12 protein-coding genes are annotated in these 14,414 nt (G+C 60.9%); 8 read left to right on the forward strand and 4 right to left on the reverse strand.

Annotation, left to right across the window (positions count from 1 at the left end; translation table 11 throughout):
• The first annotated feature begins 46 nt into the window (after positions 1-46).
• From BFX80_RS06910 to BFX80_RS06935, 6 genes are all read left to right on the forward strand, one after another.
• Positions 47-994 (forward strand): KpsF/GutQ family sugar-phosphate isomerase, encoded by a 948-nt coding sequence (locus BFX80_RS06910; RefSeq protein WP_084208348.1) that lies wholly within the window; start codon positions 47-49, stop codon positions 992-994.
• Between the two features lie 77 nt (positions 995-1,071).
• Entirely contained in the window at positions 1,072-2,046 is a 975-nt protein-coding gene (locus tag BFX80_RS06915) for a phytanoyl-CoA dioxygenase family protein (protein ID WP_167592988.1), read from the forward strand.
• Positions 2,047-2,406: 360 nt separating this feature from the next.
• Positions 2,407-3,480, forward strand: coding sequence for a dTDP-glucose 4,6-dehydratase (gene rfbB, locus BFX80_RS06920; RefSeq protein WP_084208350.1), 1,074 nt, complete (start codon positions 2,407-2,409; stop codon positions 3,478-3,480).
• A 337-nt stretch (positions 3,481-3,817) separates the two neighbouring features.
• The gene (rfbA, locus tag BFX80_RS06925; RefSeq protein WP_084208351.1) at positions 3,818-4,744 is read left to right on the forward strand and encodes a glucose-1-phosphate thymidylyltransferase RfbA; all 927 of its coding nucleotides are present in this window, start codon (positions 3,818-3,820) and stop codon (positions 4,742-4,744) included.
• Positions 4,745-5,053: 309 nt separating this feature from the next.
• Positions 5,054-6,079, forward strand: a complete 1,026-nt coding sequence (locus BFX80_RS06930) for a glycosyltransferase (protein ID WP_167592989.1) — start codon at positions 5,054-5,056, stop codon at positions 6,077-6,079.
• Between the two features lie 102 nt (positions 6,080-6,181).
• Positions 6,182-6,850: a DUF938 domain-containing protein gene (locus BFX80_RS06935; protein WP_084208353.1), complete on the forward strand. Its 669-nt coding sequence runs from the start codon at positions 6,182-6,184 to the stop codon at positions 6,848-6,850.
• 392 nt (positions 6,851-7,242) lie between these two features.
• Here the strand turns inward: BFX80_RS06935 and BFX80_RS06940 are convergent, their stop codons facing one another.
• The 4 genes from BFX80_RS06940 to BFX80_RS06955 all read right to left on the reverse strand — a co-directional run bounded on the left by BFX80_RS06940 (position 7,243) and on the right by BFX80_RS06955 (position 10,509).
• Positions 7,243-7,602 (reverse strand): hypothetical protein, encoded by a 360-nt coding sequence (locus BFX80_RS06940; RefSeq protein WP_084208354.1) that lies wholly within the window; start codon positions 7,600-7,602, stop codon positions 7,243-7,245.
• A 51-nt stretch (positions 7,603-7,653) separates the two neighbouring features.
• On the reverse strand, positions 7,654-8,022 hold the full coding sequence (locus tag BFX80_RS06945; RefSeq protein ID WP_084208355.1) for a PH domain-containing protein: 369 nt from the start codon (positions 8,020-8,022) through the stop codon (positions 7,654-7,656).
• Between the two features lie 332 nt (positions 8,023-8,354).
• Positions 8,355-9,218 (reverse strand): SDR family oxidoreductase, encoded by an 864-nt coding sequence (locus tag BFX80_RS06950; RefSeq protein WP_084208356.1) that lies wholly within the window; start codon positions 9,216-9,218, stop codon positions 8,355-8,357.
• Between the two features lie 394 nt (positions 9,219-9,612).
• Entirely contained in the window at positions 9,613-10,509 is an 897-nt protein-coding gene (locus tag BFX80_RS06955) for a LysR family transcriptional regulator (protein ID WP_084208357.1), read from the reverse strand.
• A 455-nt stretch (positions 10,510-10,964) separates the two neighbouring features.
• Here BFX80_RS06955 and BFX80_RS06960 point away from each other — a divergent pair, with 455 nt between their 5' ends.
• Positions 10,965-12,482 carry a CoA-acylating methylmalonate-semialdehyde dehydrogenase gene (locus tag BFX80_RS06960; RefSeq protein ID WP_084208358.1) on the forward strand — a complete coding sequence of 506 codons (1,518 nt, stop codon included), beginning with the start codon at positions 10,965-10,967 and terminating at the stop codon, positions 12,480-12,482.
• Between the two features lie 233 nt (positions 12,483-12,715).
• Complete coding sequence (locus BFX80_RS06965) at positions 12,716-14,401, forward strand: GMC family oxidoreductase (RefSeq protein ID WP_240499740.1); 1,686 nt, start codon at positions 12,716-12,718, stop codon at positions 14,399-14,401.
• Positions 14,402-14,414 lie beyond the last annotated feature (13 nt).

Genomic DNA, 14,414 nt, shown 5'->3' on the forward strand with positions numbered 1-14,414 from the left:
AGCAGCATCGCTGGGCAGCCTAGTATCATGGACAGAGGGTTATGCAATGCCAAGCGTCGAGATTGGAAAGAAGGTCTTCGTGACTCAGGCGGAGGCACTTCAAGTCACTTCTGAGCGTTTAGGGAGTGAGTTTGAAGAGTCGGTGCGCATGATCATGACGACGTCAGGTCGGGTGATCGTATCGGGAATGGGGAAGTCCGGTATCATCGGCAACAAGATTGCGGCCACACTGGCTTCGACGGGGACTCCCAGTTTCGCCGTGCACCCGGCAGAGGCTTACCACGGTGACTTGGGGATGTTCACCAAAGGGGATGTGGCCATCCTCATCTCCTACAGTGGTGAAACGGAAGAGGTCATTCGCCTGATCCCTTCCTTGAAGCACTTTGGTGTGAAGATCATTGCACTGGTAGGAAACCCCAGCTCGACACTTGGCAAGAACAGTGACTTGGTACTGGATGTTGGTGTTGATCGTGAGGCGTGCCCCAACAATCTGGCACCGACTACCTCGACTACCGTCACCCTTGTCATGGGGGATGCGCTTGCCGTTGCCTTGATCGAGCGTCGTCAGTTCATGCCTCAGGACTTCGCGGTATTTCATCCCGGTGGAAGTCTCGGGCGTCGTCTATTGACGCGCGTACGCGATGTCATGCATTCGCCAGTCCCTTGCAATACGCCTGCTGACTCCCTGCGTGAAGTCATCATGACGATCACCCAAGGCGGGTTGGGACTCACTGTCATTGCTGAGAACGGCACCATCCATGGGTTGATCACGGATGGTGACTTGCGCCGCTCTCTCTTTGACAATCAAGGACTGGATGGCGTGACAGGGGGCGATATCATGACGCGCACCCCGATGACGATCAATGAGAACGAGATGTTCTCGGCTGCCGAGAACACCATGTTGAAAGCCAATGTCACCTCCTTGTTGGTGGTAGATGACAATGGTGCGCTGACGGGTGTTCTCAAGCTTCAGGATGCTCGCAAGATCGGTTGAGTGGCTCACTGATCATGAATTCAATGGAGTCAGGCATGTGGTCACTTGCTGCTAGATGCATGGATGCACTTGGATTGTTGACAGGTGCCAAGTCCTTCGTGGCCAATCCAGTGCTGGGCAGTGCTGAGCTCAATCGGCGTGGTCTTCACCTGGCACGCCTGCGCGCTGCGCATTGGCTGATGCGTGTACGCCAGGCCTGGTTTGCCTATGGCGTTCCGCGAGAGCAGCGCAAGGCCTTTCAGCGTGATGGCTATCTGATGCTGGAAGATTTCCTGCCTGCGGAGCAGTATCAGCGGCTGCTCACTGAGGCTGAGGGGGCACGTGGCGAGATTCGTCAGTGTCGGCAGGCAGATACCTTGACCCGTCGCCGGGTGATGTCACCGGAAAATGTTGAAGCCTTGCCGGAAATGCAGGCCTTGATGCGTGACAGACGATTCCGCCGTCTCATGCGTTACTGCAGTGGTCATGCTCGCCAGCCCATCATGCATCTGGAGCGCATCCACAATGGTGTACTGGAAAGTCACGAGCGCGATCCTCAGAAATCACTGCACGTGGATACCTTCCAGCCCACCATGAAGTTCTGGCTATATCTGCAGGATGTGACGCCTGCACAGGGCCCCTTCATGTTCGTGCCTGGTTCCACTCGCCTGACGTCAGCCCGATTGACGTGGGAGAAGCACATGAGCCTGATCGCCCGTGATCATCCCAATCGCTATACCCAGCGAGGCTCGTTCCGGGTGGATGAGGGGGATCTGGAGCGCTTCGGGCTGGGCGAGGTCAAGCACTTTGCCGTGAAGGCCAACACCCTGTTGATCGCCAATACCTACGGCATGCATGGCCGAGGTGAGGCAGAGCAGGGCAGTACACGCTTTGCGCTGTGGGGAATGAGTCGTACGACTCCCTTCTCTCCGTTACCGGGACTGGGTTTCGAGTGGTTGAATCGCGTGCAGTACAAGGTACTGGAGGCTGAACGGCAGCGTGATGATCGCAAGGCCGCCGCCCGGGGAGAGCAGGCTTCCTGGTTCGTTCCCTCGGACAACGGCGAGCTGTGAGATAGGTCTACTGACGTGCCGGACGCCTGGGCAAGGCATCCGGCCATGGTTCCTGACAGACACAAGAAAGCCCCGTTCGCTTCGCGTTCGGGGCTTTCTTGTGTCTGTCATACCTCGGAAGGAGGTTTCTCCCTCGTCATATGAGAATTGCCTCATCATATTGAGGTGACAGTCGGCGCAGGAATTTCAGCTGGGCGACGGCAGGTGAATCGGGCGAGGGCCAGCGATGGCGTGACGTATCATCTAGGGACAAGGAGGGTGGCAACCCGGTGCTTTGTCAGCGCCAGCTGGTCGGCGTTGGCATGACTGACAGCACTCTCACATTTTCTTTCTGCGCCGAGTGCGTGGCCGAGGTGAAGCATGAAGTTCCTGATTACCGGTGGTGCCGGTTTCATTGGCTCAGCCGTGGTGCGTGAGTTGATCCATTCGACAACCCATGAAGTGGTCAATCTCGACAAGTTGACCTACGCGGGCAACCTGGACTCGCTGGAGTCCGTCAGTGACCACCCACGGTACGCCTTCGAGCAGGCGGATATCTGTGATGCCAAGGCATTGGCGCGCATCTTCCGTGAGCATCAGCCGGATATCGTCATGCACCTCGCCGCCGAGAGCCATGTGGACCGCTCCATCGATGGGCCGGAAGCCTTCATCGAGACCAATGTCATGGGCACCTGCCGTCTGCTGGAAACCGCACGTCGTCATTGGAAGCAGCTGACGATGGTCAATCCGGAGAAGGCCGAGAGATTTCGTTTTCACCATATCTCGACCGATGAAGTGTTCGGGGATCTCGATGATGATGCCTCCGGTTTCCACGAGCAGACACCTTACGCACCGAGTTCTCCCTATTCGGCGAGCAAGGCGGGCTCGGATCATCTGGTCAGAGCCTGGCAGCGCACTTATGGCCTGCCCACGCTGATGACCAACTGCTCCAACAACTATGGCCCCTATCACTTCCCCGAGAAACTGATTCCCCTGACGATCCTGAATGCGCTGGAGGGCAAGGCATTGCCTGTCTATGGAAGCGGCCATCAGGTGAGGGACTGGTTGTATGTGGAGGATCACGCCCGCGCCTTGATCAAGGTGGCGTGTGAGGCAGAGGTGGGGCAGAGCTACAACATCGGGGGCCACAACGAGCAACGCAACATCGATGTCGTCCGCATGATCTGCGCTCTGCTCGAAGAGATGGTGCCGACACGGCCAGAAGGCGTCGCACATTACGCAGACTTGATCACTTTCGTCTCTGACCGGCCGGGGCACGATCTGCGCTACGCCATCGATGCCGCCAAGATTGACCGGGAGCTTGGGTGGCGCCCTCGGGAAACTTTCGAAAGTGGCCTGCGCAAGACAGTGCACTGGTACCTGGAGAACCCTGAATGGTGGCAGCGTATCCGTGATGGCCATTATCAAGGAGAGCGCCTGGGCGTCAGCGCCTGATCCGTCGTTCTCATGTGTCTGTAAGGCCTGGAGTATGGCGTCACGTCATGGTGGCATGGGGCGTCTGGATGAGCGGCATCATGCAAGGCATGACTGACACTTGATCCAAGTATGTTAATTAAATGATGTTGGTAACGTCAGTCAAACATGGGGCAAATGGGGATGAATATCGGTGAAAACCATGCTGCGTGACAGGTAAGGGGCACGTACTCTGTTCTGCGACACGGACTGATGAAGCAAGGCATTTTCAAAGCCATGATGCTCGATGCCCATTTGTCGGTCGGTGTTCGCTATCCGCGGTGACAGCGGAATGACGTCAAGGGACAGGGAGATCAGCATGGCACGGAAAGGCATTATTCTCGCGGGTGGTTCGGGTACACGGCTGCACCCGATCACGCTCGGCGTCTCCAAGCAGTTGTTGCCCATCTATGACAAGCCGATGATCTTCTATCCGGCCTCGGTACTGATGCTGGCGGGAATTCGCGACATTCTCATCATCTCGACGCCTGAAGATCTGCCGCAATATCAGCAACTGCTGGGGAGTGGAGAGCAGTATGGCGTGCACTTCGAATACGCCGTACAGCCCAGCCCGGATGGCCTTGCTCAGGCGTTTCTGATCGCCGAGGACTTCATCGGGGAAGACGATGTCTGCCTGGTGCTGGGCGACAATATCTTCCATGGCCCCAATTTTACCGGCCAGCTCAAGCACGCGGCGTCACGTGCTTCCGGGGCTACCGTATTCGGGTATCTGGTTCAGGACCCGGAACGCTTTGGTGTCGTGGAGTTCGACGAAGAGGGTCGGGCGCTGTCCATCGAGGAGAAGCCAGCTCATCCTCGTTCTCCCTTCGCGGTGACGGGGCTGTATTTCTACGACAACGATGTCGTGGAAATCGCCAAGCAGGTCAAGCCTTCTGCGCGCGGCGAACTGGAGATTACCTGCATCAACAATGCCTATCTGGAACGTGGGGATCTGCATGTCGAGCGCCTCGGCCGTGGCTTCGCGTGGCTGGATACCGGTACCCACGATAGCCTGTTGGACGCAGGGCAGTACGTGCAGACCATCGAGCATCGTCAGGGACTCAAGATTGCCTGTCTGGAAGAAATTGCCTGGGGTAATGGCTGGATCAGCGATGAGGAGTTGCAGGTGCTGGGCCAGCGTCTCAGCAAGACGGGCTATGGGCAGTACTTGCTCAAGCGTCTTGAGGATGTGAGAAGGGCGACCTCACAAGGAGAGGATCGACACGAGCTGATCAGGGTCGCATGAGGCAAGCCCCATGAGGGCCGGTCGATGAGTGATCGGCCGGACATTTGAGGTATCGATGAGTCAAGGCCCACAGCTTACCCTGTGGGCCTTGTCGTTGCTGGAAGGGCTGTCAGCGGCCCTAACGCATGTAACACGTTGATTACCTCCGCTACATGTTGGCAGCATTCGGGTGGTGTCTGGCTCAGAATTCATTAAGCTCAGAGGAAGCGTCCCAGAGACAATGTGTGCTCTTTCGCGCGCTTGCCTCCCTTTTTGGCCTCCGGGCCAGACGCGCCGGGACCATGAATGCCTCGTGTAAAGGAGACTGTCATGACCGCCTTCCCGACAACCCCACGCTGGATCGTACTCAGCGATGATGCTCTGGCACTGGAAGACATCTATTTCTTCCTGCCTGCCATGGGCGCCTTGCGCAAGGAAGGCACTCGCGTCGAGCGTTTCGAGACGCGTCGCTGGAAGTTCTCGCCCAGGCTGGCTCAGGCGCGCCTCGGCGGTGCCTGTCTGCTAATCGCCCGCACCCTGGGTGAGGAGTGGATCGAGATGCTGGAGGCTCACCGCGAGCAGCATGGCCGCATCTGCTATCTGCTGGATCATGATCTCGTCACCGCGCAGCCTCAGGAGGAAAGCGAGAGGCAGGCACGTGAGTTGCAGCAACGCCTGCTGGCGCTGGCGGATGAGGTGGTGGTGGTCAGCGAGCAGTTGCAGACCGCTCTGGCGGGCCTGCATCCCAAGGTCAGCCTGCTGACGCCGCCGCTGACAGGGGCGCTGCCGGACCTTCGCCATCTCGACAGTCAGGATTGGTGCATCGGCTTTCATGGCACCCTGGCGCATCGCGACGATATCGTGGCGCTGGCACCGGTACTGCGCGATATCCAGACGCGTCACGACGATACCGAGGTGGAGTTGATGATGGGGCGTCATCTGCCGCTGGCGCTGAGTGACATTCCGCGCCTCAAGTCCATGGAGGCGTTGGGCTGGGAGGCTTTCCAGGACTATTGCTCGCGGCGGCGGATCGCCATCGGTCTCGCGCCCTTGATGGCGGATTCGGTCAATCACGACATGTCGTGGCGGCGTTTTCTCGATATCACGCGCATGGGCGGGGTGGGGGTCTACAGTCGTCGCGCTCCCTATCATGAGCTGATCGAGGATGGCGTCGACGGCCTGCTGGTCGGGGATGACCCGGCAGAGTGGCTGGCGGCGCTGGAGCGTCTGTTGAGTGATCGGGATGCCACCCGCGCCATGGCGCACAACGCCCAGCACAAGGCCCATGAGGTGGGGGACCCCCTGCGAGTGCTGGATTTCTGGCGGGCCCGCAGCACGATGGCCCCGACACGCTGAGGCGTGCCATCGCGATCTCCCTGCATGTCTTCAAGCGCCGCGCCCCATAGGGTGCGGCGCTTTGGTATGATCACCAGCCTCAGTCTGTCAATGGAGCAGGGCATGACCTCGTCAGCATTACCGGAACACCCCAAGGACCCAGCACGCCACGCGGCCCAGAAGGATGTCGCACTGGAGAACTCCCGACGGCTGGCAAGTCCCGCGGTCGAGCGCAATCGTGACGTGATTCTCGATGTCTTGCGTGATGTCCTCGCCGAGCGTGGTCAGGTGCTGGAGCTGGCCAGTGGCAGCGGCGAGCATGCCGTGCATTTCGCGCGTGGTCTGCCTCACCTTGAGTGGCAGCCCAGTGACGCCAGCCCACGTGCACTGGAGTCGATCGCGGACTGGTGCGAAGAGGTCGGATTGGCCAATCTCAAGGCTCCCATCACGCTGGATGTGCTGGCCGAGTGGCCTGAAGTGGCCTGCGATGCGCTGGTGGCGATCAACCTGATCCACATCTCTCCGTGGCGCGTCACGTCCGAGTTGATGGCACGGGCAGGGCGACTCCTCCCGGTGGGCGGCGTGCTGTATCTCTACGGCCCTTACAAGCGAGAAGGTCAGCACACGGCACCCAGCAACGAAGGCTTTGATATCCAGCTCAAGAGCCGCAATCCGTTGTGGGGCGTGCGCGATCTGGAAGCCGTGATCGAGGAAGCGAAGCGTAACGGCCTGACGCTCGACAGGGTGGTCGAGATGCCGGCCAACAATCTGAGTGTCGTCTTTCGGCGCTAGAACTTGAGGTTGCGCTCAGTTGGCGGTCAGGAGGGAGCAAGGTGGTAGGGATTTGACCTCATCTGACCCATTCAATACGACAATGCCCCCGTCCTGGCCGCAGGACGGGGGCATTGTCGTATTGGGGCGAGGCATCGCGCAGGCAGTTGACTCATATGCCTTCCTCCAGCGCCAATCATCGCCGTGACAGGCAATAGGGCAGCAATGTGGCTCTCGGATTGTCTTGAGGGCAGTAACTTGAGTCGCGATAACTTGAGGGGCAGTAACAGATACCCGAAGACTTTCAGCTGCCTTGCCTGTCAGGCCGTAGAGCTAGTGCGGGGGGCCGTGCCGATTGAGGCAGAATTGCCCCGGGAGCTTGCGGGCATTCCCCGGGAGCACAAGCGAGCTTACTAGCGCCCGCGAGCGTCGGGTTCCCGCTCGGTATCATTCCAGTCGATCACGTGACTGATGATCTTCCAGCCGGCCTTGCGGGCGGCCTTTTCGGCCTGAATGCGCGCTTCCACCCGGGAGATGCTGTCGGTCTGCACCGTGAAGGGCTCTTCCATTGCCAGACGTTTCTGCTTGACGCCCAGCGTCACTCTGAGTCCCTTGAGCGGAGTGGTCGTCTTTCTGGCGCGTGGTGCCTCAGGGCGAACGCGCGGCGAGGTGCCGGGAGAGGTTGAGCCGGCGGGGGCAGTAGAGGAGCGGACATATCGCTCCAGCTCACGCTTCATGTTTTCTTCGAATTGTTGGATGGTGGTATCACTCATATCAGCAGTCTCATTCACGTCCGTAGAGAAGTACGATGATGGCGAAATGGCTCAACACGCATGACGGGCAATGAGTCGTGAGATGTCGGTCAATGGCGTAGACCCGGTAAATTCAAATCTGACGGTGCCCAGGGCGGAGGAGAAGATCGTGAGCTCCGAGTCGAGGTCGAAGGTACCGGAGGTTTCAATCGAGAAGGCGTCAATCTTCCTGTAAGGGAGCGAGGTGAAGTCCTTCTTGCTCCCGGTAAGGCCCTGCACATTCACCGCTATGACGCGCTTGGTGGTAAAGATGACCCCATCACGCATTGATTTGTAGGCCGCGACAATCTCTTCCCCTTCACACAACAACGCTTCCACCTTTTCTGCGTATTCGGCGTGTGGCTTGAGCTTGAACACGCCCTTGTTCTGGAAGTCGATCATGGAATACTCCAGCCTGCTGCTCAAGTCTCTGACATGAGTCTCGCGAACAGGATATCGAGGGGGATGAGACGCCGTCAGTGAGTCAGACGCTCATGAATCATGCATCGTGACACGTGGTATAGGCTCAAGGATAAGGGATTCAAGCGCCTGAGGATAGCGTCGTGCTCACGCCTGGCAAGGGGCGTCAGCGCACCCTGTTGCAGTGGTTGCCAACGAGCGTGCCATTGGCGAAACAGGATGCGCTTCTCACTTCTAAGCAGGGTAAGACTTTCATGAACCGGCTTTCACGAACCGGCTTTCATAGACACAAAGGCCGAGTGCGCCTTCAGCGCTCAGCCATTGACGACGGTGCCGCCATTGGGGTGCAGGGTCTGGCCGCTGATGAAGGAGGAATCCAGTGATGCCAGGAAGACATAGCAGGGCCCCAGTTCACAGGGTTGCGCGGCACGTCCCATCGGGGTGTCGGCACCGAAGTCTTCCAGCATCTGCGGGTCATGCGCGCCGAGTGTCGCCGGCTGCAGCGGTGTCCAGACCGGCCCGGGGGCGATGGCGTTGACGCGAATCCCGCGGCCGACTACCTGATTGGACAGTGAGCGGGTGAAGCTGACGATGGCGCCCTTGGTCGCGGTGTAATCGACCAGAAACTCCGGGCCGATATAGGCATTGACCGAGGTGGTATTGATGATGGTGTCATCTTCTCCCAAGTGAGGCAGTGCCGCCTTGGTCAGGTAGAACATGCTGTGCATGTTGGTGGCGAAGGTCTGCTCCCACTGGACATCCTCCAGGGTGGTCAGGTCCTCGCTGACCCACTGGGTACCGGCGTTGTTGACCAGCACATTGAGCCCGCCGAAGGTCTCGACCACCTTCGCCAAGGCGCCGCGGCAGAACTCGGCGTCGCGCAGGTCACCGGCGATCAACAGGCAATGGCGCCCCTCCGCTTCCACGAGTCGCTTCGTTTCCTGAGCGTCCTCTTCTTCGCTTAAATACGTCACCGCCACATCGGCACCTTCGCGCGCGAAATGTATGGCGGCGGAGCGACCGATACCGCTGTCGGCACCGGTGATCAGCGCCACCTTGTTCTCGAGCTTGCCGCTGCCGCGATAGTCGTCGCGGATGAAGATCGCCTGTGGCTCCATCAGGCTCTCCGTGCCCGGCAGTGTCTGCTGTTGGGCATGAATCTCGGTCTTGGCCACCATCTCATCCTCCTTGACGACGCCGTACGCCGTAGCTGTGTAAGTAATGTGAGCTGCGTCAGTCGCGTGGGCGGTCGTGACCGGCATGACACACCGCGCAGTCTCGGGCACATCAGATATCACGTATACCCTTGAGTAACCTTGTGACAGTGGGCGCAGGGGAAAACGGGCGAGACAGGCAACGCTGCGTCCCGCTCAGAGCAATCCTGCCAGTGAGGGGAGGTGGAGCGGCCGTGAGAGTGCAAGGGCAGGCGAGGAGAGAAGGGCAAAGAGCGTGGCGCTTAGCGCAGAGAAAAGAGGGCAGAAAGAAGAGAGAAGAGAGAAGAGAGAAGAGAGAAGAGAGAAGAGAGATGAGGCCGGCGTGACCCGCAAAGGGCGCAACCTGGCACAACACCGGTCACTCTACCGGCCAGACATTGGCCAGGCTCTGCAATGCCGCCTGAACGCTGGGATCAGCGGCCTTGTCACGGCGCCATACCACGCTGAGTGCGCAGGGCAGGCGGGTGTCCGGCACGATATTGAGCCCACGCTCCTGACGCTCGGCCAGCGCCAGCACATCACGCGCCAGTGACAGCCCGACCCCCGCGCGTACCAGGTCCAGCATGCAGACTTCCTGATCCACCTGGGCGACGCGATGCAGCGTAGCCTCCACGCCGCGCATGGCATGTGCCAGCAGGCGGGAATGTACCGAGTTGGGGGGCGTGACGATCCACGGCAGGGCCGCCAACGAGGCCCAGTCGGTCGCGGTCAGCCGCGATGACCAGCCCGCCGGTGCCAGCACGTAGTACTCGAACAGCGCCAATTCCCGGTAGTCGAGGGCGCTGTCGCCCGGCCCTTCTCCCGGTGGGGCGAGATAGAAGCCGATTTCCAGCTCATCCTGCTTGAGTGCCTTGAGCACACATCCACTCATGCCATGTTGCAAAGACGTCTCGATCCCGGGTGCCTGTGCCAGCAGATGCCGCAGGAAACTGCCGAGACGAATGAATTCCGGGTCGATGATGGTGCCGATGCGCAGGGTGCCACGCAGGGTGCTGTGCAGGGCAGAGGCAGCCTGCTCGAACTGGCGGGCGCTGGCCAGCGTGCTTTCGGCGCTGGAGAGCAGTGCCTGACCATCGGCGGTCAGCTGCAATCCGTGGGGGTGACGATCAAACAGAGAGAGGCCCAGGCTTTCCTGAAGCTGTTTGAGCTTGAGGCTGACGGCAGGCTGGGTGAGGTGCAAGGCCTCGGCGGCTCGTGACACGCTACCGGTGCGCGCCACGGTGACGAAGGCGTGAAGACGGGACAGATCCTGCATCGAAGGCTCTCTGGGCAAGGGGGGCGAAGGATCAACAGCGACATGGTTCATGTACCAGGCCGCCTGCATTCTTGTCTCAGCGTCCCGCCGATGACCTATTCCCCTTTGGTCTAGCGGTGCCACCGAAAGCGCTGCCTTGACGCTCGAACATTCCCTCCGCCGTATTCCATTCCACGCTCTCACTCGCCCGCAACCCCGCCATGACTGGGCTGGTGAGCGATGGCGGCTGTCTGCGTTCGGGGGCGTTCGTGATATCAGCAATCGTTATATCGCACCCAAGAATAACTCAATTGAACGTTCCGGCCGGCGGGGTAGATTCAAGGTACAGCCTTCATGCATTCAGCTCTCATAAGCAGCTCTCATGTCCAGCCCTTATGACCAGCCCCTATGGCTGAGCCGCCGGGATGCTCCCCGCGCACGCTTCAGTCACAACGCCAGCGGAGACGATTCACGCCATGACCACGCCCCAGCAGACCATCGCCCATTTCATCAACGGCCAGGTGACCCAAGGTGACTCCAGTGCCACACAGGATGTCTTCAATCCCGCCACCGGCCAGGTGACCGGCCAGGTCGCGCTGGCACGCGACAGCGACATCGATGCTGCCGTGGCGGCCGCCGACGCCGCCTTCCCGGCCTGGGCCGACACCCCGCCGATTCGTCGTGCCCGGGTGATGTTCAAGTTCCTCGCGCTGCTCAACGAGCACAAGGACGCGCTGGCGGAGGCAATCACCCGCGAGCACGGCAAGGTGTTCACCGATGCCCAGGGCGAGGTGGCACGTGGCATCGATATCGTCGAGTTCGCCTGCGGTATCCCGCAGTTGCTCAAGGGTGACTTCACCGACCAGGTCAGCACCGGCATCGACAACTGGACGATGCGCCAGCCGCTGGGCGTCGTCGCCGGTATCACGCCGTTCAACTTCCCGGTGATGGTGCCGATGTGGATGTTCCCGGTGGCCATCGCGGCAGGCAACTGCTTCGTGCTCAAGCCGAGCCCGCTGGACCCCAGCGCCTCGCTGATGATGGCGGACCTGCTCAAGCAGGCGGGCCTGCCGGATGGCGTCTTCAACGTGGTGCAGGGCGACAAGGATGCCGTCGAGGCGCTGATCGATCACCCCAAGGTGCGCGCACTGTCCTTCGTGGGCTCCACCCCGATCGCCAACCTGATCTATGAGCGTGGCGCACGCCTCGGCAAGCGCATCCAGGCGCTGGGTGGCGCCAAGAATCACATGGTGGTGATGCCGGATGCCAACCTCGACAAGGCGGTGGATGCCCTGATCGGCGCGGCCTACGGCTCCGCCGGCGAGCGCTGCATGGCGATCAGTGTGGCGGTGCTGGTGGGCGATGTGGCGGACACCCTGGTGCCGCGTCTGGCCGAGCGTGCCCGCGAGCTCAAGATCAAGGACGGCATGAACCTGGACGCCGAGATGGGCCCGATCGTCACCCGCCAGGCGCATGAGCGTATCTGCGGGTATATCGAGAAAGGCGTCGCGGAAGGCGCCGAGATGATCGTCGATGGGCGTGAGTTCACCGGCAATGACATCGGCGGCGACAGCACTGAAGGCTTCTGGATGGGCGGCACGCTGTTCGATCACGTCACGCCGGACATGACCATCTACAAGGAAGAGATCTTCGGCCCGGTGCTGGCCTGTGTCCGCGTGCCGGACGTCGCGACCGCCATCCAGCTGATCAATGATCATGAATTCGGCAACGGCGTGAGCTGCTTCACCGAGAGCGGCAGTGTCGCGCGTGAATTCGGGCGTCGCATCCAGGTGGGCATGGTCGGCATCAACGTGCCGATTCCGGTCCCGATGGCCTGGCACGGCTTCGGCGGCTGGAAAAGCTCCCTGTTCGGGGATACCCACGCCTACGGAGAAGAGGGTGTGCGTTTCTATACCAAGCAGAAGTCCATCATGCAGCGCTGGTCGGATTCCATCGATGCCGGTGCCGAATTCGCCATGCCGACGGCCAAGTAAGTCGCTCACACTTTCGGTCATCTGCACCGGCATCATCAGCATCGTCGCCATCTGTATTCCTGCCATTGGAAAGTATACGCCAGCTGTCTGGAGAGGGACGCGCCATGTCAGACAACAAGAACAATCAGCATCGACCCCCGGGGGGCGAGCAGGACGCTCGCCCCGTCAAACCGGGAGACGATCTGCCGGAATTCGATTTCATCATCGTGGGGGCCGGTTCCGCCGGCTGCCTGATGGCCAATCGCCTCAGCGCCAACCCTGACCACCGCGTGCTGCTCATCGAGGCGGGTGGGCGCGACAACTATCACTGGATTCACATTCCGGTGGGCTACCTGTACTGCATCAACAATCCGCGCACCGACTGGCTGTACCGCACCGAGCCGGACAAGGGGCTCAACGGACGTTCGCTGATCTATCCGCGCGGCAAGACGCTGGGGGGATGTTCCAGCATCAACGGCATGATCTACATGCGCGGTCAGGCGCGGGATTATGACCACTGGGCCGAGGTGACCGGCGACAGCGAGTGGCGCTGGGAGCAATGTCTGCCGGCCTTCATGCGCCATGAGGATCACGCGCGCCTCGACGAGGGCGGGGATGCCGGCCCCGAGCATCGCCAGTTCCATGGTCACGGTGGCGAGTGGCGAGTCGAGCGGCAGCGCCTCAACTGGGAAGTGCTGGACGATTTCGCCAGTGCCGCCGAACAGGCCGGCATCCCGCGCACCGAGGACTTCAATCGTGGCAGCAACGAAGGGGTGGCCTATTTCGAGGTCAATCAGCGTTCCGGCTGGCGCTGGAATACGGCCAAGGCCTTTCTGCGTCCGGCACTCAAGCGCGGCAACCTGACGCTGTGGCACTCCACCCAGGTCAATCGTCTGCTGTTCGCGGGCGGCGAGCAGGGCGCAGGGGATGGCACAGGAGCTGGCACAGGGGCGGACGCAGTGAAGGACGCCTCCAGTCTGCGCTGCACAGGGCTGCAGGTCGTGCGTGATGGCAAGCTCATCAACCTCACGGCGAAGCGTGAGGTCGTGCTGTGTGCCGGCGCCATCGGCTCGCCGCATCTGCTGCAGGTCTCGGGGGTCGGGCCCAAGGCATTGCTGGAGCAACATGGCGTCGAGGTGGTGAAGGACCTGCCCGGCGTCGGCGAGAATCTGCAGGACCACCTGCAGATCCGCTCGGTCTACAAGGTCACCAATGCCAAGACCCTGAACGCCATGGCCAGCACGCTGCTGGGCAAGATGGGCATCGGCATGCAGTACCTGTTCAAGCGTTCCGGGCCGATGAGCATGGCGCCATCGCAGCTGGGGGCTTTCACGCGCAGCAGCGAGGACTACGCCCATCCCAATATCCAGTATCACGTCCAGCCGCTGAGTCTCGAGGCCTTCGGGCAGCCCTTGCATCCCTTCCCGGCGATCACCGCGAGTGTCTGCAATCTCAACCCCACCAGCCGTGGCTCGGTGCGTCTGCAGAGCGCCGACCCGCGCCAGGCCCCGGCGATCGCGCCCAACTACCTGAGCACGGAGGAAGACCGCAAGGTCGCGGCTGACTCGCTGCGGGTCACGCGGCGCATCGCCTCCCAGCCGGCCTTCGCGCGCTACCAGCCTGAAGAGATCAAGCCGGGGGTCGAGTACCAGAGTGATGACGAGCTCGCCAGGCTCGCCGGCGATATCGGCACCACCATCTTCCATCCGGTGGGCACCACGCGCATGGGGCGCGCGGATGACCCGATGGCGGTGGTCGACAGTCGTCTGCGTGTGCGCGGTATCCAGGGATTGCGGGTGGCAGATGCCGGCATCATGCCGACCATCGTCAGCGGCAATACCAACTCGCCGACCCTGATGATCGCGGAGAAGGCCGCTGGCTGGATTCTGGCGTCTGCTGTCAGTACCGATTTGGCCGAGCCACTGCCGAGATCGGCCTGACAACGGCCATCTT

This window comes from Cobetia marina (assembly GCF_001720485.1).
Classification (GTDB): domain Bacteria; phylum Pseudomonadota; class Gammaproteobacteria; order Pseudomonadales; family Halomonadaceae; genus Cobetia; species Cobetia marina.

Bases quoted from the DNA above. Each gene is read 5' to 3' on its own strand.
- rfbB (WP_084208350.1), top strand. From the start codon at position 2,407: ATGAAGTTCCTGATTACCGGTGGTGCCGGTTTCATTGGCTCAGCCGTG.
- BFX80_RS06950 (WP_084208356.1), bottom strand. From the start codon at position 9,218: ATGGTGGCCAAGACCGAGATTCATGCCCAACAGCAGACACTGCCGGGC.
- BFX80_RS06910 (WP_084208348.1), top strand. From the start codon at position 47: ATGCCAAGCGTCGAGATTGGAAAGAAGGTCTTCGTGACTCAGGCGGAG.
- BFX80_RS06930 (WP_167592989.1), top strand. From the start codon at position 5,054: ATGACCGCCTTCCCGACAACCCCACGCTGGATCGTACTCAGCGATGAT.
- BFX80_RS06965 (WP_240499740.1), top strand. From the start codon at position 12,716: ATGGCCAATCGCCTCAGCGCCAACCCTGACCACCGCGTGCTGCTCATC.
- BFX80_RS06955 (WP_084208357.1), bottom strand. From the start codon at position 10,509: ATGCAGGATCTGTCCCGTCTTCACGCCTTCGTCACCGTGGCGCGCACC.
- rfbA (WP_084208351.1), top strand. From the start codon at position 3,818: ATGGCACGGAAAGGCATTATTCTCGCGGGTGGTTCGGGTACACGGCTG.
- BFX80_RS06945 (WP_084208355.1), bottom strand. From the start codon at position 8,022: ATGATCGACTTCCAGAACAAGGGCGTGTTCAAGCTCAAGCCACACGCC.
- BFX80_RS06940 (WP_084208354.1), bottom strand. From the start codon at position 7,602: ATGAGTGATACCACCATCCAACAATTCGAAGAAAACATGAAGCGTGAG.
- BFX80_RS06960 (WP_084208358.1), top strand. From the start codon at position 10,965: ATGACCACGCCCCAGCAGACCATCGCCCATTTCATCAACGGCCAGGTG.
- BFX80_RS06935 (WP_084208353.1), top strand. From the start codon at position 6,182: ATGACCTCGTCAGCATTACCGGAACACCCCAAGGACCCAGCACGCCAC.